Source organism: Bradyrhizobium sp. 147 (assembly GCF_023073935.1).
Classification (GTDB): Bacteria; Pseudomonadota; Alphaproteobacteria; order Rhizobiales; family Xanthobacteraceae; genus Bradyrhizobium.
In genome coordinates, this window is the sequence record NZ_JADPKL010000020.1 from 34,869 (window position 1) to 54,337 (window position 19,469).

15 protein-coding genes and 1 tRNA gene are annotated in these 19,469 nt (G+C 65.2%); 9 read left to right on the plus strand and 7 right to left on the minus strand.

Annotation, left to right across the window (positions count from 1 at the left end; translation table 11 throughout):
- Window positions 1-134: 134 nt before the first annotated feature.
- Together rpoH and IVA87_RS04570 are read right to left on the minus strand one after the other, a co-directional pair.
- Complete coding sequence (gene rpoH, locus IVA87_RS04565; RefSeq protein ID WP_157328162.1) at window positions 135-1,034, minus strand: RNA polymerase sigma factor RpoH; 900 nt, start codon at window positions 1,032-1,034, stop codon at window positions 135-137.
- Window positions 1,035-1,254: 220 nt separating this feature from the next.
- Window positions 1,255-2,262, minus strand: coding sequence for an RluA family pseudouridine synthase (locus IVA87_RS04570; RefSeq protein ID WP_247307410.1), 1,008 nt, complete (start codon window positions 2,260-2,262; stop codon window positions 1,255-1,257).
- On the opposite strand from IVA87_RS04570, the gene IVA87_RS04575 reads away from it, so the two are divergent.
- Together IVA87_RS04575 and IVA87_RS04580 are read left to right on the plus strand one after the other, a co-directional pair.
- Window positions 2,261-2,602: a hypothetical protein gene (locus tag IVA87_RS04575; RefSeq protein ID WP_247307406.1), complete on the plus strand. Its 342-nt coding sequence runs from the start codon at window positions 2,261-2,263 to the stop codon at window positions 2,600-2,602. The two genes, IVA87_RS04570 and IVA87_RS04575, sit on opposite strands and share 2 nt — an antisense overlap.
- 56 nt (window positions 2,603-2,658) lie before the next feature.
- Window positions 2,659-2,733 (plus strand) — tRNA-Glu (locus tag IVA87_RS04580).
- A gap of 101 nt (window positions 2,734-2,834) precedes the next feature.
- Here IVA87_RS04580 and IVA87_RS04585 read toward each other — a convergent pair.
- Entirely contained in the window at window positions 2,835-3,860 is a 1,026-nt protein-coding gene (locus tag IVA87_RS04585) for an alpha/beta fold hydrolase (RefSeq protein WP_247307403.1), read from the minus strand.
- Window positions 3,861-4,882: 1,022 nt separating this feature from the next.
- Between IVA87_RS04585 and IVA87_RS04590 the strand changes: the two genes are divergently transcribed.
- Both IVA87_RS04590 and IVA87_RS04595 read left to right on the plus strand, forming a co-directional pair.
- Complete coding sequence (locus tag IVA87_RS04590) at window positions 4,883-6,373, plus strand: amidohydrolase family protein (RefSeq protein WP_247307400.1); 1,491 nt, start codon at window positions 4,883-4,885, stop codon at window positions 6,371-6,373.
- A gap of 3 nt (window positions 6,374-6,376) precedes the next feature.
- On the plus strand, window positions 6,377-7,303 hold the full coding sequence (locus IVA87_RS04595) for a GTP-binding protein (protein ID WP_247307397.1): 927 nt from the start codon (window positions 6,377-6,379) through the stop codon (window positions 7,301-7,303).
- A 19-nt stretch (window positions 7,304-7,322) separates the two neighbouring features.
- On the opposite strand, the gene IVA87_RS04600 is transcribed toward IVA87_RS04595, so the two are convergent.
- The gene (locus tag IVA87_RS04600; protein WP_247307394.1) at window positions 7,323-7,700 is read right to left on the minus strand and encodes a tautomerase family protein; all 378 of its coding nucleotides are present in this window, start codon (window positions 7,698-7,700) and stop codon (window positions 7,323-7,325) included.
- Window positions 7,701-7,863: 163 nt separating this feature from the next.
- On the opposite strand from IVA87_RS04600, the gene IVA87_RS04605 reads away from it, so the two are divergent.
- The gene (locus IVA87_RS04605; RefSeq protein WP_247307391.1) at window positions 7,864-8,463 is read left to right on the plus strand and encodes a TetR/AcrR family transcriptional regulator; all 600 of its coding nucleotides are present in this window, start codon (window positions 7,864-7,866) and stop codon (window positions 8,461-8,463) included.
- A 154-nt stretch (window positions 8,464-8,617) separates the two neighbouring features.
- On the opposite strand, the gene IVA87_RS04610 is transcribed toward IVA87_RS04605, so the two are convergent.
- A complete protein-coding gene (locus IVA87_RS04610) occupies window positions 8,618-9,118 on the minus strand; it encodes a hypothetical protein (RefSeq protein WP_247307387.1) in 501 nt (166 codons plus the stop codon).
- A 294-nt stretch (window positions 9,119-9,412) separates the two neighbouring features.
- On the opposite strand from IVA87_RS04610, the gene IVA87_RS04615 reads away from it, so the two are divergent.
- The 3 genes from IVA87_RS04615 (at window position 9,413) to IVA87_RS04625 (ending at window position 16,571) form a co-directional block, all read left to right on the plus strand.
- Window positions 9,413-11,095 carry a cache domain-containing protein gene (locus tag IVA87_RS04615; RefSeq protein ID WP_247307383.1) on the plus strand — a complete coding sequence of 561 codons (1,683 nt, stop codon included), beginning with the start codon at window positions 9,413-9,415 and terminating at the stop codon, window positions 11,093-11,095.
- Window positions 11,096-11,289: 194 nt separating this feature from the next.
- Window positions 11,290-14,595, plus strand: a complete 3,306-nt coding sequence (locus IVA87_RS04620) for a carboxyl transferase domain-containing protein (protein WP_247332846.1) — start codon at window positions 11,290-11,292, stop codon at window positions 14,593-14,595.
- A gap of 107 nt (window positions 14,596-14,702) precedes the next feature.
- Window positions 14,703-16,571, plus strand: coding sequence for a sigma-54-dependent Fis family transcriptional regulator (locus IVA87_RS04625; protein ID WP_247332848.1), 1,869 nt, complete (start codon window positions 14,703-14,705; stop codon window positions 16,569-16,571).
- A gap of 60 nt (window positions 16,572-16,631) precedes the next feature.
- Here IVA87_RS04625 and IVA87_RS04630 read toward each other — a convergent pair whose 3' ends face one another.
- Complete coding sequence (locus IVA87_RS04630; protein ID WP_247307377.1) at window positions 16,632-17,186, minus strand: flavin reductase family protein; 555 nt, start codon at window positions 17,184-17,186, stop codon at window positions 16,632-16,634.
- Between the two features lie 56 nt (window positions 17,187-17,242).
- Window positions 17,243-18,340: an LLM class flavin-dependent oxidoreductase gene (locus tag IVA87_RS04635; RefSeq protein ID WP_247307375.1), complete on the minus strand. Its 1,098-nt coding sequence runs from the start codon at window positions 18,338-18,340 to the stop codon at window positions 17,243-17,245.
- A 213-nt stretch (window positions 18,341-18,553) separates the two neighbouring features.
- Here IVA87_RS04635 and IVA87_RS04640 point away from each other — a divergent pair, with 213 nt between their 5' ends.
- Complete coding sequence (locus tag IVA87_RS04640; protein WP_247332850.1) at window positions 18,554-19,468, plus strand: 2-dehydro-3-deoxygalactonokinase; 915 nt, start codon at window positions 18,554-18,556, stop codon at window positions 19,466-19,468.
- The last annotated feature ends 1 nt before the right edge of the window (window position 19,469 follow it).

Consider the following 19,469-nt stretch of genomic DNA (forward strand, 5'->3'; position numbering starts at 1 on the left):
GCGGCGCATGACAGCGCGCGTGATGCTGCACTTCGCACCGCTCAACAAGGCACCGCCCCAAACAAAAAAGCCGGCGTTGCCGCCGGCTTTTGTCTCTCTTCGACCCGCCAATTCCTGGCGCCGACAAAGCCCGCTTAATGCGCGGCTTCCAGCGCAGCCTGTTCCTGTCTTGCGATCGTGCCCTTGACCGCGGACTGCACCTTCTCGAAGGCGCGGACCTCGATCTGGCGGACGCGCTCGCGCGACACGCCGAACTCGGCGGCAAGGTCTTCCAGCGTCATCGGCTCATCGGCGAGGCGGCGGGCCTCGAAGATGCGGCGTTCGCGCGGGTTGAGCACGCCCATGGCGCCGTTCAGCGCGTCACGGCGGTGATCATACTCCTCGTGCTCCGCCATCATGGCTTCCTGGTTGGGCGTATTGTCGACCAGCCAGTCCTGCCATTCGCCGGCTTCGCCGTCGTCGCGGATCGGCGCGTTGAGCGAGGCGTCGCCGCCGAGACGGCGGTTCATGTCGATCACGTCCTGATCCGTCACGCCCAGCCGCTTGGCAATGGTCGCGACCTGGTCGGGGCGGAGATCGCCTTCGTCCAGCGCGTTGATCTTGCTCTTCGCCTTGCGCAGGTTGAAGAACAGCTTCTTCTGGTTCGCGGTGGTGCCCATCTTCACGAGTGACCAGGAACGCAGGATGTACTCTTGAATCGACGCCTTGATCCACCACATCGCGTAGGTGGCGAGACGGAACCCCTTCTCGGGTTCGAATCGCTTCACCGCCTGCATCAGGCCGACATTGCCTTCCGAGACGACCTCGGAGATCGGCAGGCCGTAGCCGCGATAGCCCATGGCAATCTTGGCCACGAGGCGGAGATGGCTGGTGACGAGTTGGTGCGCCGCGTCGCGATCGTCATGCTCGCGCCAACGCTTGGCGAGCATGTATTCCTGCTGGGGTTCCAGCATCGGAAACTTGCGGATCTCGGCGAGGTAGCGAGAAAGGCCGGATTCTCCATTGAGGACCGGCAAAGCAGCGGTACGGGCCATAGTGCGCCCTCCAAAAGGTTCAGGCCCCCGATAGCGGCGGGCCAGGCAGACGACCGCTGTGTTAAAGCCGGCCGTAGCTGCGATGTTCCGCGTTGGGTCAATTTCAACGCAGGCGCAATATAGCCTATCGGGGCTCGAAAAGGGAAGGATTGCTGACGTCACGTCCCCGTGTGGCAGCTATAACTTTTTGTAATGTAAAGGCTTTCTGAAGGGGCCTGCGTCATAGCGCCGCTTTGAGGCAGCTTTGAAGGAGAAGCAAATCCTCCGGCAGCGGTGCCTCCCAGTGCAGTAATTCTCCGGTTCTTGGGTGCTCAAATACGAGCAGGTAAGCGTGTAAGGCCTGTCGCCCCAGCGCCGTCAAGGCCGCCTGCGACTCAGGCCCGAGCTGGTTCGCCTTGGTCTTGAAATGCGGACCATAGACCGCGTCGCCCAGCAGGGGATGGCCGATATGGGCGAGGTGGACGCGGATCTGGTGGGTGCGTCCGGTCTCGAGCTCGCAGGCGAGCAGGGCAGCGACGGGTTTGCCATCGCGGCCGGCAAAGCTCTCCAGGATTTCCCAATGCGTCACTGCCTCGCGGCCGCCCTGGCGCACCGCCATCTTTTCGCGTGCATGCGGATGGCGGTCGATCGGCGCGTCCACCGTGCCGCGATGCCGGTTCGGCACGCCCCAGGCGAAGGCCATGTAGCCGCGCCGCATCTCGCCGGTGCGGCCGTGGTCGGCGAATTGCGCGGACAGCGAGGCATGGGCGAGGTCGTTCTTGGCGACCACCATCAGCCCTGTCGTGTCCTTGTCGAGCCGGTGCACGATGCCGGGCCTGCGCACCCCGCCGATGCCGGATAGGGAGGCGCCGCAATGGGCGATCAGTGCGTTCACCAGCGTGCCGGTCTCGTGCCCGGCCGCGGGGTGCACGACCAGGCCCTTCGGCTTGTTGATGACGATGATGTCGTCGTCCTCGAACACGATATCGAGGGCGATATCCTCGCCTTTCGGCTCCGCCGGCGCCGCCTCCGGCACGTCGATTGTGATCGTATCGCCGGGACTGACGTGATAAGCGGGGTCGCGGACCGCGGAGGCCTTCAGGTGTACTGCGCCCGCCAGGATCAGGGCTTTCAGCCTCGATCGCGACAGTTCGGTAAGGTGCGCCGCCAGCACGCGGTCGAGCCGGGCCGAGCCCTCGTCGCCGGCGACGACAACCTCCAACCTTTGCGCAGAGCCCGAGCTTTCCATGACGACCGAAACCGCTGTTCCCGAACCGACCCCCGAGCAGGCCGCGCTGTTCGCGCGGGTGCGGCGGATGATGCTGATCGCGGGGTTGACCACGGCGCTGGCGATCTGCGCCGTCCTGATCGCGGTGGGCTACCGTCTTTTCAAGTCGGAGGGAAGGGCGGTCGAGGTGGCCGGCGACGTCATCGCTACCCTGCCGAAAGGCGCCAGGATCGTCTCGACCGGCGTGGCGGGCGATCGCCTCGTGGTCACACTGGACATCGGCGGCGTCACCGAGCTCCGCACCTTCGATGCCCACACCTTGAAACCGGCCGGAATGTTGAAATTTGCCAATGAGCCCTAAAACGGCTGCTGGGTCCTTGCGGCGGACAAATTTCGAGGTTATTGGCTAACCCTCACGCTCCCTTCGTCTAGCGGTTAGGACGCGGCCCTCTCAAGGCTGAAACAGGGGTTCGATTCCCCTAGGGAGCGCCATTTGCCTACGAGCTGGGCACTCCAAAATCGGCCGTTTTTACGGCTCGAAGCCGCAACGAGCGCTTGAGCAAGCTCTTCATGTGGCTTGGCACGGCGCGCCCTTACGCGGTCGTGCCGTCGATCGAGCGGCGGATCACCCGCTGCACTTCCGCATTCGATAGAAACAGGTCGTGGTTGACGATGCCCCAGCCTTCCTGGGAGGCATCGATCACGCGCACACCAAGCCGCGCGATGGCGGCCTTTTCGGCGGCGCCGACCCTCGTCATTCCACCTGCGATTTGTCCCGACAGCGCCAATGCGCGATCGTTCGTCGCAGCAATCACGGTGATCTTGCCGGCGAGCGGGCCGATGCGCTGGATCGCCGACGAGAATACGTCCATGTCGATATCAGGCGCGGCAAACACGACCGAGCCGATCTTGCTCGCAACGGTGTCGCCGTAGCGGGCATAGAGCTGACGCAGGCTTTCGAGCGTCAGCATGGTTCCCATGCTGTGCGCAACGATGTGCACTCGACCGGCGCTTGGAGCCGACACCAGCGCAGAGAGCACGCGTTCGAAATCGTCGCGAGACCACATCGCGCTGTCGCGGTCATAGGCATAGTCGAACAATCCTGCCTTGGAGGGCCAGGAGAACACCATGGTCCGGCCGCGGAACTTGATCCCATCGGAGAGATGGGCGCCGTCCAGCACCGCCGTCTCGAATGTCTGCTTGAAGCCGTGCACATAGATCAGCACGTCTCCTCCGCCGGCCTGCGCAACGAGATCGGCAAGGTCGGCCGACACCGGCTCGACCCGATCCACGCGCCAATCGCCAAGTCCAACAGAGGCAAGAGAAAGACGGCTTTCGTCCGGCGCCACCAGCTTCGCCCGCGCGACCGTCATGCTGGTCGCGCGCTCCGGCCCGAACCAGGGTTTCGTGCGACCGCCGCTCACGGGCTTGCGCGTGGTGGTAACAAGCAATGTGGGGTCGATAGAAAGGGACGAGGCGTCGAAGCGCGCGCCGGTCGCACCCAAGCCGGCGCATCCGCCGAGCGCGAGGGCACTCCCTGCCGACACAAATCCGCCGAGCAGAGCGCGGCGGGAAACAGCATGATGCGAGTCGCGTTGCAGGAGACGTCGGATGATCACAGGAACCTTTGGGAACTTTGCCCACCGTAACGCCGCCCCGGCTAGCTCCCTGAATGACAATGGAGGCGAGAAGACGGCGGAGCCGCTTCGCGATTGGCTGTATGATCATGGCGTTCGCGTCCGCCGCCGCAGGACGTGCGAGCCGTCCCGTGAAGTTCTGGAACCGGCTGGCGTCGTTTCAATGATGACCGGCCGACACCCTTGCGGCATAGCAACCTAGCGCCGGTCGTAAAAATTGCCGGGCCGTCGCGCGGTATCGGCGGCGGCTCGGATGGGACCCACTGACGTCGGGCAAAACAGCGAAATTGGCGTCAAGCCTTCCTTGCAAAAATATTCCACTTTACCGAAATTCGGATTTGTCGTATGTGTCGCCCATTCCAGCCCACCAAAGGGGCGGTCGTACGTCGTCACGAACGCGGGCTGGAGTTGCGGTGGACGCGGGCGGCGTTAAAGGCGGGCTTGTGCGTGCAGGGCGAGATGAACCTCGTGAGCATGGCACGTCCTGCGAAGACGGACGGCGCCCATGTCCGGCGAGGCCTTTTGGCGGAGCCGGATGGCTCGCGTACGGCGAAACCGTGTGGTCCTGGCCGTCGTTGCTACGGTCAAGCTCTTGCGGATGCGGCGTTGGCGTCAACCGGCGCGGTGTCCGTGACTTCTGCGAGGGCGAGGGAGGCCAGAACGAATTCGGCTCCCGGGAGAGCGCGGCATAGGCCGTCAAACCATCGCGCAGGGAAGGCCTGGTTTCGGCTGCCCTGTGTCTCCCCTGTGCATTGCGTGTGCATTCGTTCAGCGCAGGGGTCTTATGGGTGCCAGCCGGCGCCCGGTCTTCCCTGCGCCCTTTCCTCCGAGAGGGTTGAAGAGGAGAGCACAGCTCGGGCACAACATGCCGCGCGGCTGCAAGCGCGCGTCCGTGATCTCCTGTCAACGACCTTCCGTGGAAGCATGATGCGTCGGCCTCGGTGGAGGTGGTCGTTGCCCGCGGAATCTGCCTTGATGCGATATCAGCGCGGAGGAGTTTCGACATGAGCGGCTTGGTGATCTCTGGCGGTCGGGTGGTGGATCCCGCCAGCGGAATGGACGCCATCGGCGACGTTGCGGTGGTGGACGGCAGGATCGCCGCGGTCGGCGCCTCGCTCGGCAGCGCCGAGCGGGTGATCGACGCGACCGGCCTCGTGGTCGCGCCCGGCTTCATCGATCTGCACGCGCATGGCCAGTCGGTCCCGGCCGACCGCATGCAGGCCTTCGACGGCGTGACGACGACGCTCGATCTCGAGGCGGGCGTGCTGCCGGTCGCATCCTGGTATGAACGCCAGGCCAGGAAGGGGCGCGTGCTGAATTACGGCGCCGCCGCTAACTGGGCATTTGCGCGCATCGGCGCGATGACGGGCTCTAATGCGGAGAGTTCGCTGGAGGCTTTCGGCAATGCCATGCGCGACCGCCGCTGGATCGACAACGTCGCGACCGATGCGGAGGTCGCCGGCATCCTCGATCGCCTTTCGCGCGGCCTCAACGAGGGCGGCATCGGCATCGGCATCTTGAACGCTTATGCGCCCGGCGCCGGGGTGCAGGAGCTCACTGCGGTCTGCCAGCTCGCGGCTGCAAAGGACGTGCCGACCTTCACCCACGTCGCCTTTATGTCGCGCATCGATCCTGAGAGCGCGGCGGAAGCCTATATCCGCCTGATCGGCTATGCCGGCGCCACCGGCGCGCACATGCACATCTGCCATTTTAATTCATCGAGCAAGACCGACATCGAGCGCTGCCGCGTGCTGGTCGAGAAGGCGCAGGTGCAGGGCCTGCCGATCACGGTTGAGGCCTATCCTTACGGCACCGGCTCGACCGTGCTCGCCGCCGCCTTCTTCAGCGATCCCGAGTTCGTCGAGCGCAACGGCACCGGCTATGATTCGGTACAGCGGGTGACTGATGGCCATCGCTTTCGCGACCGCGAGGAGTTGCTCAAGGCGCAGGCCGAAGAGCCGTCCTCGCTGGTGCTCTGGCACATCCTCGACACCGAGAACAATGCGCATCACCGCGACCTGCTCGACCTCTCGGTGCTGTATCCCGGCGGCGCGATCGCCTCCGACGCGATGCCGTGGACGCTGCCTGACGGCTCGACCTACACCGGCGATGCCTGGCCCCTGCCGGATGATGCCACCTCGCATCCACGCTCGGCCGGCTGCTTCACGAAATTCATCCGCGAATGGGTGCGTGAGCGCAAGACGGTGTCGCTGCTCGAAGGCGTGCGCAAATGCGCGCTGATCCCCGCGGAGATATTGTCGCAGAGCACGCCGGCGATGCGCGCCAAGGGCCGGCTCGATAGGGGCGCGGATGCCGACATCGTCGTGTTCGACTACGAGAAGCTCTCGGACCGCGCGACCTTCACGGCGATGAACCGCCCCTCCGAGGGCGTGCGGCATCTGATCGTCAGCGGCGAGCCGCTGATCAGTGATGGCGTGCTGGACGTGGCGGCGCGGCCTGGCCGCCCCGTGCGCCGGCCCGCCATCGGGAGCTGATTCATGCCGGTCCCCATCCTCCTGGTGACGGGCTTTCTGGGGGCGGGCAAGACCACGGTCGTCAACCATCTGCTGGCGCATGCGGACGGGCGACGCATCGCCGCCGTTATCAACGATTTCGGCGCGATCAACATCGATGCGGAGTTGATCGCCGGTGCGAGCGACGGCGTGGTCAGCCTCGCCAACGGCTGCATCTGCTGCTCGCTCGAAGGAGATCTCTTGCGCACGCTGTCGACGTTGCTGCGGCGCGATCCTAAGCCCGAATATATCGTCATCGAGACCAGCGGCGTCGCCGATCCCGCCGACATTGTGCGCAATCTGATGGATCCGGTGATCCTGCGCGAGGCGCCGCTGGAGACGGTGCTCTGCGTGCTGGATGCGACGGCGCCGCCGGCCGCCCTGGAGGATGCGCTCCAGCGGTCGCAGTTGCGCGTTGCCGATATCGTGGCGCTGAGCAAGCTGGATCTGGCGGATGCCGGCGCAGGGCTGCGCATGCGCGAGGCCATCCGGGCACAGCGCGTCCCTGCCGCGGTGGTCGATGCGAACCATGGCGAGATTCCTGCCGCGCTGCTGTTCCCCGCGAACGTAGATCGCGCGCCTGCGCTGCGCGAGCCAGGGCCGAAACGTCCCGCCGAGGAGCGCTTCGAGACGCTGAGCTGGACCTCGGAGCAGCCCATCTCGCTGCCGCGTTTGCAGCAGGCCATCAGCCGCCTTGCGCCAAAGCTGGCGCGCGCCAAAGGTCTGTTCGAGACCATCGAGCAGCCCGGCCGCCTGATGGTGTTTCAATTCGCCGCCGGCCGCGCCACGCTGGCGCCGGGTGAAGCGCCGGCCCCAGGCGCGCCGCGAGCACGGATCGTTTTCATCGCCGAGCTCGGGGTGCTCACGAAGGCGGAGCTGGATGGAATCATGGAGGCGTGCGTTGCAGGCTGAAGCTGCAGCTCGTACCACATCAGGCGAATTGCGCGATGCCGTTTCCGACCGACCAATTCTCCTTGGGCGCATCGAGCACGTTCACGAACACGTCCGCGGGCCGGATGCCCGGGCTTTCTCCGAGCAGGTCCGCGATGCGGCGATACAGCGCCGTCTTCTGCTCTGCGGTGCGCGAGGCGAACACCGTGATCTGGATCAGCACGGCGTCATCGCTGCGCTGGACGCCGTAGGCGTTGCCGCAGCGGAAATTCGCGGGCGCGAGCTCGCTGATGGTCATGAATTGGTCGCCCTCGGGCACGTTCAGCGTCTCGCGCATCGCGCGGTAGAGGCCGTCGAGGATCGCCTGCCGATAGGCTTCCGGCTTGCCGGCGCGCATCGAGATGTGGAGCAGAGGCATGGGGATTCCCTTTTTGGTTTCGGCGCGACCGCCTGCTAGCGGGCCGCGCATAGACGAAGCTGGCGATCAATTTGTTTTTGACGTAGTGTCAAAAAATCACGTTCTTGACACCTTGTCAAATACTATCGGCCAAGTCAGGACCGGCAGTGAAAGAGGATCGCCATTGAGACCGCGCGAGTTCGACCACGACGACGTCCTGCGCATCGCGTTCGAGCAGTTCTGGCGCAAGGGTGTGCGCGGCACATCGCTGTCGGACATCGCGCGTGATGCCGGCGTCCAGCGCGGCAGCCTCTACAATGCGTTCGGCAGCAAGGAGGCGCTGTTCTTGCAAGCCTATGAACGCTACGCAGGCGATTATCTCCTCGTCCTGCAAAAGGCGCTCGGCGCGGGCTCATTGCGCAAACGCCTCGCCGCGTTCTTCGACTTGACCATCAGCAACTTCCGCTCGGGCTCTCCCCCGCGGGGATGTCCGACCACGCGTGGCTTGATGGAGCTCGGCGCGGCCGAAGGCGAAGGGCTGGATGAGGAGGCGCGTCAGGCTTTTGCAAGCCTCGTCTCGCGCATCACTGCTCTGGTCCAGGATACGCTGTCAGCGGGCGCCGAACGTGGCGAGTTCAGCGGCAACCCCGCCGCCGCAGCCCTGCACATCGTTACGGTGACGCGCGGTCTCGCCGTGCTCGAACGTGCATTCGGCGACGAGCCGCAATTGCGCAAGATCGCCGCCCACACAATCGACCTCGTGCTGGGTAAGAAGTGTGGCTAGGTGGATATGCGACAAACGACGATCCCAGCGGTGGTCGCGCCGGGATCGTCTGGAGGTTTTATGGAAGGCGTCGAGCTCCGCCTCTCCATGGCGACGTTGATAGCGCAAGGCCGCTCCGGATGCGACTAGAAGCCGTCAAAATGTCAGCACAACGTCAGTGCAGCGTCGGACTGCCCACAAACCAGCTTTTCATAGCCATCGTCCGATCATGCGCGAATGAGCGGACGTGCCGGTCGGGCAGGATGAGACCTGCCATGCGGAAGATCGTTGCAAGCCCGCGCACCGGCGCCAGCGCCCAATCGGCTCCCTCCGGCGGCAGCCAGCACTCGAACTGCTCGCGCGCGACGTCGATGCGCTCCTGCTGGGTCGCGGCAATCGCCCGCAGGATTCCGTGCTCACTATCGGACATGCGCGGGCAGGTGGGGCAATGCACTTCGATCGCCGTATGCGCCATGCACGCAAAGATCTCGATGATGGATTCCAGTGAGGGCACCGCATCGCCGACGCGAAAATGGTCGTACACCTGCTTGATCTCGGCCGCAGTCGGGACGGCGCTTCCGCTGCGTGCTTTCGCCCGAAATCCCCAGATGAAGAGCCGCTCCGCCGCGCTCAGCGCGGGAAGGTTGAGGGACCCGGTATATGTCGATTGATGCATTGAGACTCCGGCCTTCGGCTGTGCTCACGCCATGGCTGGCGTTGATCATCTGCGCCGATGGTTCTGCCAGAGCCCTCTGCAAGTCAACGTTCGCAGGGGCGATATCGAGGTCTTCTAGATTTGAGAAGCTTCAATCTCGGATGCAGCCAGCTTTGCAGGCCCGCGAAGCCGGGCGGTGCACCTGCACTCGTCCCTACGCAATTTTGCGGGGACTTGGGAAACCAATGCTTAAAGCTTTGCTAAGGAGCGCAGGATAAACTGGCATATCTGCCCTTCCAATTCCTGCGAGCACCGATGATTTTCTCCCGCATCAGTTTCAAGCTGGTCCTGATTGTCGGCATCAGCCTCCTCGGCATGGTCGCGCTGGTGCCGCTCGCGCTATCCACCCTGCGCGCGCAGATGATCGCCGACCGCCAGGCCAAGACGCAGCACATGGTGGATGTCGGCTACGGCATCCTGGCGCATTACCAGAAGCTCGAGAGCGAAGGAAAACTCTCGCGCGAGCAGGCCCAGGCCGGGGCAATGGCTGAAATCAAGAGCCTGCGCTACGACAAGGTCGAGTATTTCTGGATCAACGACATGGCCCCCAAGATGGTCATGCACCCGATCAAGCCCGAGCTCGACGGCAAGGACCTCTCCGGGATGAAGGATCCCGCGGGCAACGCCCTGTTCATGGGCTTCGTCGACGTCGTCAACAAGCAGGGCGCGGGCTTCTACGGCTATCTCTGGCCGAAGCCCGGGTTCGACCAGCCGGTCGGGAAAATCTCCTATGTGAAGGGCTTTGCGCCCTGGGGCTGGATCATCGGGACCGGCATCTATCTCGACGATGTCGACGCCGTCTTCCGCCAGAATGCGATGACCTTCGGCTATTTATGTCTCGCCGTGCTGGTCCTGGTCCTCGGCGCCTCCTTCCTGATCGGGCGAAGCGTCACCCGGCCGCTGGCCAGGATCACCGGGCTGACCGAGCGGCTCGCCGCCGGCGATAGCTCATTCGATGTGCCCTACACCGATCGCCGCGACGAGGTTGGCGGGCTCGCCAAGGCGCTCGCCATATTCAAGGACAATGCGTCGGCGGTCAGCCGGATGCATGCCGAGCAGGAAGAGTTGAAGCAGAAGGCCGACGACGAGAAGCGCAGGGCGATGGCCGATCTTGCCGGCAAGTTCGAGGCAAGCGTTCAGGCCGTCGTGCGCGATGTCTTCAACGAGGCGCGCGCGATGCAGCAGGCTGCGCAGGGCATGTCGGAGACCGCGAACAAGGCGACCGACCGCGCGAGCTTCGTCGCCACCGCCTGCCAGCAGGCCTCGAGCAACGTGCAGACGGTGGCCTCGGCCGCCGGCGAACTGTCGTCCTCGATCGCCGAAATCAGCCAGCGCGTCGCGCAGGCCGCCAGCGTGGCCGACAAGGCCGCCGCCGATGGTCAGCGCACCAACGACACCGTGCAGGGACTGGCCGCTGCCGCGCACAAGATCGGCGAGGTCATCGACCTCATCAATCAGATCGCCTCGCAGACCAATCTGCTCGCGCTCAACGCCACCATCGAGGCAGCGCGGGCCGGCGAAGCCGGCAAGGGCTTTGCGGTGGTCGCGAGCGAAGTGAAATCGCTGGCGAGCCAGACCGCGAAGGCGACCGACGAGATCGGAGCGCAGATCACCGCGATCCAGGCCGAGACCAACCAGGTGGTCGGCAACATCGAGAGCATTCGCAAAACCATCATGGAAGTCAACGAGATCTCCTCGTCGATCGCAGCCGCGGTCGAGGAGCAGGGCGCTGCGACCCAGGCGATCGCCCACAGCGTGCAGGAGGCGGCCGCCGGTACCGACCAGGTCTCGCAAAACATCGCCGGCGTCACCGATGCCACGGCGGCGACAGGCCAAGCCGCCGGTCTCGTGCTGCAATCGAGCGGCCGACTGACGCAGAAGCTGCAATCGCTGGAGAACGAGGTCAGCGTCTTCGTTGCGGGCGTGCGGGCGGCCTGATCGTCGCCGATCCGTCTGCCGTGACGTGGACTATTGGCCTCGTCACGGCGCATGCGACTAGATCGAAATTCCGGCCTGCGGGAGCGGTCATTGCGGCCGTCCTTCTCGCTCTTGACGGCTGCGGTTAAAGTGAAGAAGCAGGATCTTCGAACCTGCCGACCCGCGCCTGGCCTCGCGGGCAAGGAGACCGTTGCATGTCGTTCAAGAAGCTCCTGATCGCCAACCGCGGCGAGATCGCCATCCGCATCGCGCGCGCCGCGGCCGATGCCGGCATTATGACGGTTGCGATCCACCCCGCTGACGATGCGCTGTCGCTGCATGTGCGTGTTGCCGACGAAGCGATCGAGATCGCCGGCCGTGGTGCGCGGGCCTATCTCGACATCGACGCGGTGGTGACGGCGGCGAAAGCGGCCGGTTGCGATGCCGTGCATCCCGGCTACGGCTTCCTCAGTGAGAACGCGGCATTCGCAACAGCCTGCGCTGACGCGGGCGTCGCTTTCGTCGGGCCGAAGCCGGCAGCGCTCGAGCTGTTCGGCGACAAGGTTGCGGCACGGCAATTGGCGAAGCGCTGCGGTGTGCCGATCATCGCGGGCACCAGCGGGCCGTCGTCACTGGAGGAGATCACAGCCTTCTTCGCCTCGCTCGGCGGCGACGCGGCGATCGTGATTAAGGCGATGGCCGGCGGTGGCGGTCGCGGCATGCGCGTCGTGGACAACGCCGCCGATCTCGCGGAAGCCTATGCGCGCTGCCAGTCCGAAGCCAAGGCGGCGTTCGGCTTCGACGGCGTCTATGCCGAGCGGCTGATCCGGCAGGCGCGCCATATCGAGGTGCAGATCATCGGCGACCGCTTCGGCGCGATCTCTCACCTGTGGGAGCGCGAATGCACCATCCAGCGCCGGCATCAGAAGCTGATAGAGGTCGCGCCGAGTCCCTCGCTGAGCGATGGCTTGCGCGGCCGCATCATCGAGGCGGCGAAGCAGCTCGCCGCGGCCGCCTCTTACGACAATCTCGGCACGTTCGAGTTCCTGGTCGATGGCAGCGCCGACGACAGCTTTGCCTTCATCGAGGCCAATCCGCGGCTCCAGGTCGAGCACACCGTGACGGAAGAGGTGCTCGGCCTCGACCTCGTCCGCGCTCAGCTCGCGGTCACCGCAGGTGCGACGCTCGCCTCGATCGGCTTTGCGCAAGTGGATATTCCGAAGCCGCGCGGCTATGCCATGCAGCTTCGCATCAACATGGAGACGCTGGACGAAACGGGGGCGACGCACCCGACCGGCGGCGTGCTCGCCGTGTTCGAGCCGCCGTCAGGGCCCGGCGTTCGCGTCGATAGCTTTGGCTATGCCGGCTATAAGACCAGCGCGGCGTTCGACTCGCTGCTGGCGAAGGTCATCGTGCATACGCCGGTCGATGCCTGGCACGACGTGGTCGCGAAGGCCTCGCGTGCCTTGCGCGAGTTCCGAATTGACGGCGTCGTCGCCAACATCGCCTTTCTTCAGGCCGTGCTTGCGCATCCCGATTTCAGGACCAACCGCATCGCGACCGATTTCATCGACCGCAATATCGGCAAGCTCGTGGACGCATCCGACGGTGCTGCAAAGCCGCTGTACTTTGCTGCGGCCGAGCGAAGCAGCGCTCACGGCGCCGAGGCGAACGTCGCGCAAGTCGTGCCTGAAGGGGCGGTGATGGTCGCGGCCCCCTTGCAGGGAACCATCGTCACTATCCAGGTGAAGGAAGGCGAGATCGTCCGCCCCGGCCAGCAGCTCGCCGTGATCGAATCCATGAAGATGGAGCACCTCGTCATGGCCGAGCAAGGCGGCCGGGTCATGAAGCTCGTTGTCGCCGACGGCGTCACGCTGATGCATGGCGAGCCGATTCTTTTTCTGGAACCGCTCGACGTTGCGGCGGATAGCACGGCGGCGGAAGCCGACATCGATCTCGATCACATCCGTCCCGACCTCGCGGAGCTGATCGCGCGTCAGGCCAATACGCTCGACGAGAACCGCCCTGCCGCGGTCGAACGCCGCCGCAACACCAACCAGCGCACCGCGCGCGAGAACGTTGCCCAGCTCGTCGACCCCGGCTCGTTCATGGAGTATGGCAGCCTGGCGATTGCGGCCCAGCGCCGCCGGCGCAAGCTCGACGATCTCATCAAGAACACGCCGGCCGACGGCCTCGTCATGGGCGTTGCCACCGTCAACGCCGAAAAGTTCGGCCCGGAAGGCGGGCGCTGCATCGTCGTGGCTTATGACTACACCGTGCTCGCGGGTACGCAGGGCCACATGAACCACAAGAAGATCGACCGCATGCTGACGCTGGCGGAGGATTGGCGCGTGCCGCTGGTGTTCTACGCCGAAGGCGGCGGGGGCCGGCCCGGCGACACTGACCGGCTCGGCATGACCGGCCTCGACGGGCCGTCCTTCGTGCAGTTCGCAAGGTTGTCCGGCCTCGTGCCCGTAGTCGGTGTCGTCTCCGGCTATTGCTTCGCCGGCAATGCTGCGATGCTCGGCTGCTGCGACGTCATCATCGCGACCAAGAACGCCTCGATCGGCATGGGCGGCCCGGCAATGATCGAGGGCGGCGGGCTCGGCGTCTATCATCCGGCCGAGGTCGGGCCGGTCTCGTTCCAGGCGCCGAACGGCGTCATCGACATCCTCGTCGAAGACGAAGAGCAGGCAACGCGCGTTGCGCAGAAATACCTGTCCTATTTCCAGGGCGCGGTGTCGAATTGGGAAGCCGCCGACCAGCGCCTGCTCCGCCGCGCCATCCCCGAAAACCGTCTTCGCGTCTACGACATCCGCCGCGTGACCGAGCTCGTCGCGGACAAGGACTCCATGCTGGAGCTGCGCCGCGACTACGGCGTCGGCATGATCACCGCGCTGATCCGCATCGAAGGCAAGCCGTTCGGCCTGATTGCCAACAATCCGCGCCATCTCGGCGGCGCGATCGATGCCGATGCCGGCGACAAGGCCGCGCGTTTCCTCCAGCTCTGCGACGCTTTCGATCTGCCCGTCGTCTCGCTCTGCGACACACCCGGCTTCATGGTCGGCCCGGAAGCGGAGAAGACCGCAATCGTGCGCCACGTCTCGCGCATGTTCGTGACCGGAGCCAGCCTCACAGTGCCTTTATTCGGCATCGTGCTGCGCAAGGGCTACGGGCTCGGCGCGCAGTCGATGATCGGCGGCGGCTTCCACGCCTCGTTCTTCACCGCGGCTTGGCCGACCGGCGAGTTTGGCGGCATGGGGCTGGAGGGCTATGTCCGTCTCGGCTTCCGCAAGGAGATGGAGGCGATCGCCGATCCCGAAGAGCGCGAGACCTACTACCGCAACAAGGTCGCCGAGCTCTATGCCAACGGCAAGGCAGTTTCGATTGCCTCCGTGTTCGAGATCGACAATGTCATCGACCCCGCCGAGACGCGGCGCTGGATCATGGCGGGCCTGCGCTCAGTGCCAAAGCCGCCCGCGCGGACGGGCAAGAAGCGGCCGTGCATCGATACGTGGTGAGCGCGGTGCAGCAATTTTGACTGCGCCGCGTGCGTTCCCGGTTCCCGATTGACATCCCCGCCCGCGGTGCCAGACTTTGCGCAAAATACAGGGTGGAGACGTCCGCGATGGCCAGCCTTTCGGCCTCGAACCATGTCGCCCGTGTCTTGTCCGTCGCCAATCAGGCTACTGACCGCTTGGCGGACGTCGATGCCTCTTCGCGGATTGCCAATTCCTGGCGGCGCTGCCTGGTCAATCACAAGCTCGATCCCGCCCGCCGCGGGCCGCCGCAGACGCTGACCGAAGCCGAGATCCGTCACGTTGCCGAGCCGATGGAGGAGACGATCAGGCTCGCAACGCCCGAGCTCGACGATCTCGCCACGGTGCTGCGCGAGGCTGGCTATTGCGTCAATCTCGCGGACGCGAGCGCAACCATGCTGTTAAGCCGGTTGCCGGGCGAGGCCGACGCCGACATCTTCCTGCGCTGGAAGGTCTACACCGGCTCCAACTTTTCGGAGGCCTTCGAAGGCACCAACGGACTCGGCACCTGCCTTGCGGAGCAGAAATCGATCCTGGTGCATCGGGACGAGCATTTTCGCGAACAGTGGAGCATTTTTTCCTGCGCGGTGACGCCCTTGTTCGACCAAGCGGGTCGCATTGCTGGCGCCGTCAACATCACGTCGTGTCGTGATGACCTCAGCCGCGCCTCGCATCAGCTTGCGCTCGCGGTGACGATGGCTGCGGCGCGGCGAATGGAGGACGCGATCTTCCGCGGTCATTTCCGCGACGCCTGGGTTGCGACCGTGCCTGGAGACGGCGGCCGCGGCCTGCTCGCCTATGACGATGATCGGCGCATCGTCGGCGCCTGCCGTTCTGCGCGTGCGCTGCTGGGCCTAACCGACGGCATGATCGCGTCCGGCATCGATCTATCACGCTATGTCAGGTTCGTTCGTCACGCAGCGCGCGGCGCGGACGAGATCGTCGAGTTGCGCCGCGCCGACGGCAGTCCGTTAGGCCGGGGCCGTGTCGCGCCCCCGTTGCGCGCGAGGGCGCGTCGGCCGGCCCCGCGCGGCGACGGCTCCGTCGATCGGTTCGACGCGTTGCACCGGCTCGCCGGTAGCGACCCCGGACTGATCAGAAGCGTAAAACGGCTCAGGCGCATCAGTGACCACAATCTGCCGGTGCTGCTGCATGGCGAGACCGGCGTCGGCAAGGACGTGTTCGCGCGCGCCATTCATGCGGCCAGCAACCGCGCGCGCAACAATTATGTCGCGCTGAACTGCGCGGCGATGCCGGAGAGCCTGATCGACGCCGAGCTGTTCGGCTACGAGGCCGGCGCCTTCACCGGTGCGCGGCGCGACGGCTCGAAAGGCCTGATCGTGCAGGCCGATGGCGGCACGCTGTTCCTGGACGAGATCGGCGACATGCCGATCGCGCTCCAAACCCGCTTGCTGCGCGTGCTGGAAAACCGCGAGGTCTGGCCGCTCGGCGCGCTCAAGCCTGTCGCCGTCGACATCCGCCTGATCAGCGCCACCCATCGCGATCTCGGCCGCATGGCCGAGGAGGGCGCCTTCCGCGCCGACCTCTATTTCCGCCTGCGCGGCATGGAGGTGCGATTGCCGGCGTTGCGCGAGCGCGCCGACCGCGACGACGTCATCCGCCATATTGCACGCGAGGAGGCGCCGAACTGCCCACTCTCGGATGAAGCCTGGTCGCAGCTCGTGGCCTATCCGTTCCCCGGCAATATGCGCCAACTCCGCCACGTGCTGCGGCTTGCCGGCTGCACCGCGGAGGACGGTGTCATCACCGATGCCGATCTCGATTTGCCGCGGTTCGGAAAGGCGGAGCCGGATCTCGAAGCGGCCGAGCGCGCCACGATCGTCGAGGCGCTGCGCAGGCAGGGTGGTCGCGTCACCGAGGCAGCACGCGCGCTGAAGCTCAGCCGCGCGACGCTTTATCGCAAGATCAAGCTGCTGAAGATCGAGACGACGCAGTAGCGTCGAAAAAACGAGTCGCTCCCGCAAGCGGGGCGAGAGAGCACGCCGCCTCTGCCGCCGTCACGAAAAATCCGTCCAGCTCAGATGCCGTGCATCGAGGTCGCCGATCGTCACGCCCTCGCGGATCTCCTGCGGCCTGTGAAAATTACCGCGCAGATAGACCAGCGGCTTGGCGCCATCCGCATGCGACACGCCGCGCACCTCGCCGATGAAGATCGAATGCGTCTTCGTCTCGAACTCCTGCGCCAGCACGCAGTCGAACGCCGCGACCGCGTCCGTCAGCACCGGCGCGCCGGTCTTGCCTCGCGTCCATTGTCCGAAAGCGAAGCGGTCGTCGCCGTTGACGCCTTTCTGGCCGCTGAAAGTCAGCGCCAGCAGGGCGTGATCCTCGTGCAGGAAGTTGATTGCAAATGCGCCTTCCTCGCGAATGCGCCCGTGTGCGCTGGCGCTACGGTTGACGCAGACGATCAGCGACGGCGGATTGTCGGAGAGCGAGCAGGCCGAGGTCACGGTCAGTCCGGTGCGCTTGCCGTGCTGGGCGCCGACCGTCACCAGCGCAACCGCGCCGGCGCATTGGCGCATCGCCTGCTTGAAATCCTTGGCGTCGACCGTCACGCGGAAATCTCCGAGATTGGGTGGGTGCGGCACGATCGCGCCGCACCCATACCTGGTCAAGCCGCCTTGCGCGCGGAGCCGAGATGCGTCAGGCGCGGCATCACCTCGTTCTTCAGCAGCGACAGCGAACGGTGCCAGGCTTCGGCCTTGTGCTTGTAGTCGAAGCCGAACACCAAGAGGACGCCGAAGCCGCCGACCTCGTCGTAGATCTTCTCGATCTTCTCGGCGACGGTCGCCGGCGAGCCGACGATCCAGTTCCGCTTGGCGCAATATTCGACGGTGACGTCGCTGTCGGGCACGTCAGGCGCGTGCTTGAGGTAGTCCTTGAAGCCGAAATGGCCGAGCAGCGGCAGGAAGTATTCGCTCATCATCCGGCCCATCATGTCGCCGGTCGAGAGCTTCCAGGCTTCCTCGTCGGTATCGGCAACGAACACCTCTCGCACCAGCCGCCAGTCCTGTCGGTTCGGTTTGCGTCCGGTCTTGGCGGCGCCGATCTCGACCGAATCCCAATGGCTCGAGACATAGGCCGGGTTGAGGTTGAGGCTCATCGGAATGAATCCGCGCTCGCCTGCCAGTTTTAGCGTGTCGGAATTCTTGGAAAGCCCGGCGACGCCGATCGGCGGATGCGGCGCCTGGAACGGCTTGATGTGAGGCTTGAGGAAGTCGAACATCGTGTCAGGCTTGGTCACCGTCCAGAACTTGCCCTTGTGGGTGAAGGGCGCCGGCTCGGTCCACAGCTTCAGGATGATTTCCAACGCCTCGCGGGTCATGTCGCGGTTCTGTCCGCTCATGCCGTCGACGTTGAACATCGCCCAGTCGCTCGGCAGGCCGCTCGCCGCGACGCCGAAATTGAGACGGCCCTCGGAGAGATGATCGAGCATCGCGACGCGGTTGGCGAGCTCGGCCGGGTGATGGTAGGGCAGCAGGAAGCCGCCCGGGCCGATGCGAAGCTTCTTGGTCTGCATCAGCGCCTGTGCGATTAGAAGATCCGGCGTCGGGTTGGGTTCCCAGGGAGCGGTGTGGTGCTCGCCGACCCAGGCCTCCTGATAGCCGAGCTCGTCGAGCCAGCGCATGACCTGCAGGTCCCAGTCGTTCCCTTCCTTCAGGCCGCACTCCGGCGGATGCGAAGGCATCGTGAAATAGCCGATCTCCATGGGTTTCCTCATCTGATGTTGACGCGTCTTGTTGCGCGTTGGCGGAGCTGAGTGGCGAAGCTTCAGCAAGCGGTGTGCCAGCGCGGTGGGGCCTCAAATCAGTGAGAAAGGGCTGGTTTGCCCTCGCAATAGCCGGTATCTCGGCACAGACTTGCAACATGTCGTCTCATGTCGCGAGACGACGTCTTAGCCGCAAGACGAGGACAGTTTCGAATGACCGAACCCGCCTACGTCGCGGTGGACTGGGGCACCAGCAGCTTTCGGCTCTGGCTGATCGATCGTGCCGGTCAGGTGCTGGCGGAACGCCGCAGCGGCGAGGGCATGCTGGCTGCGGCCAAGACCGGCTTCCCTGCCGTGCTGCAATCGCATCTTGCGACGCTCGAAGCGCCGGCTCATCTGCCGGTTCTCGTCTGCGGCATGGCCGGTGCCAAGACGGGCTGGGTCGAGGCCGGCTATGTCGACACGCCGGCGCCACTTGCCGCCATCCTGAAGCAGGCTGCGCTTGTGCCCGGCGAGCTGCGCGACATCCGCATCCTGCCGGGCATCGCGCAGCGCGATGCAAACAAGCCGGACGTGATGCGCGGCGAGGAGACGCAGTTGCTCGGCGCGCTCGGCCTCGATGCCGCCGGCGAGGCGCTGGTCTGCATGCCCGGCACGCATTCGAAATGGGTCCGCGTGAAGGGTGGCATTGTCGAGCACTTCTCGACCTTCATGACCGGCGAGCTCTTCAGTGTCGTCTCGCGCGAGACGATCCTGTCGCTCGCGGTCGCCGGCGCCGATGACGTTGAGGACGTCGCAAGCTTCAAGGCGGCGGTGGTTGCTGCATTCAAGGCACCGGCCTTCGCCGCCAATCTTCTGTTCACCGCGCGCTCGCGGCAGCTCTTGTTCGGCGGCACGCCGGCCGCGGCCCGCGAAACGGTATCGGGTACCCTCATTGGCGTCGAGCTCGCAGCGGGCCTTTCCGGGGCCGTCCCGAAAGCTGGCGTCAAGCTGATTGCCTCCGGCCGGCTCGCGATGCTGTACCGGCTCGCCTTCGAGGCGTTGGCAGTCACCGTGCAGCCGATTGACGCCGATGAAGCGGTTCGCCGCGGTCTTTCGATGGCGGCCGCCGCGATCTGGATGAAATGAG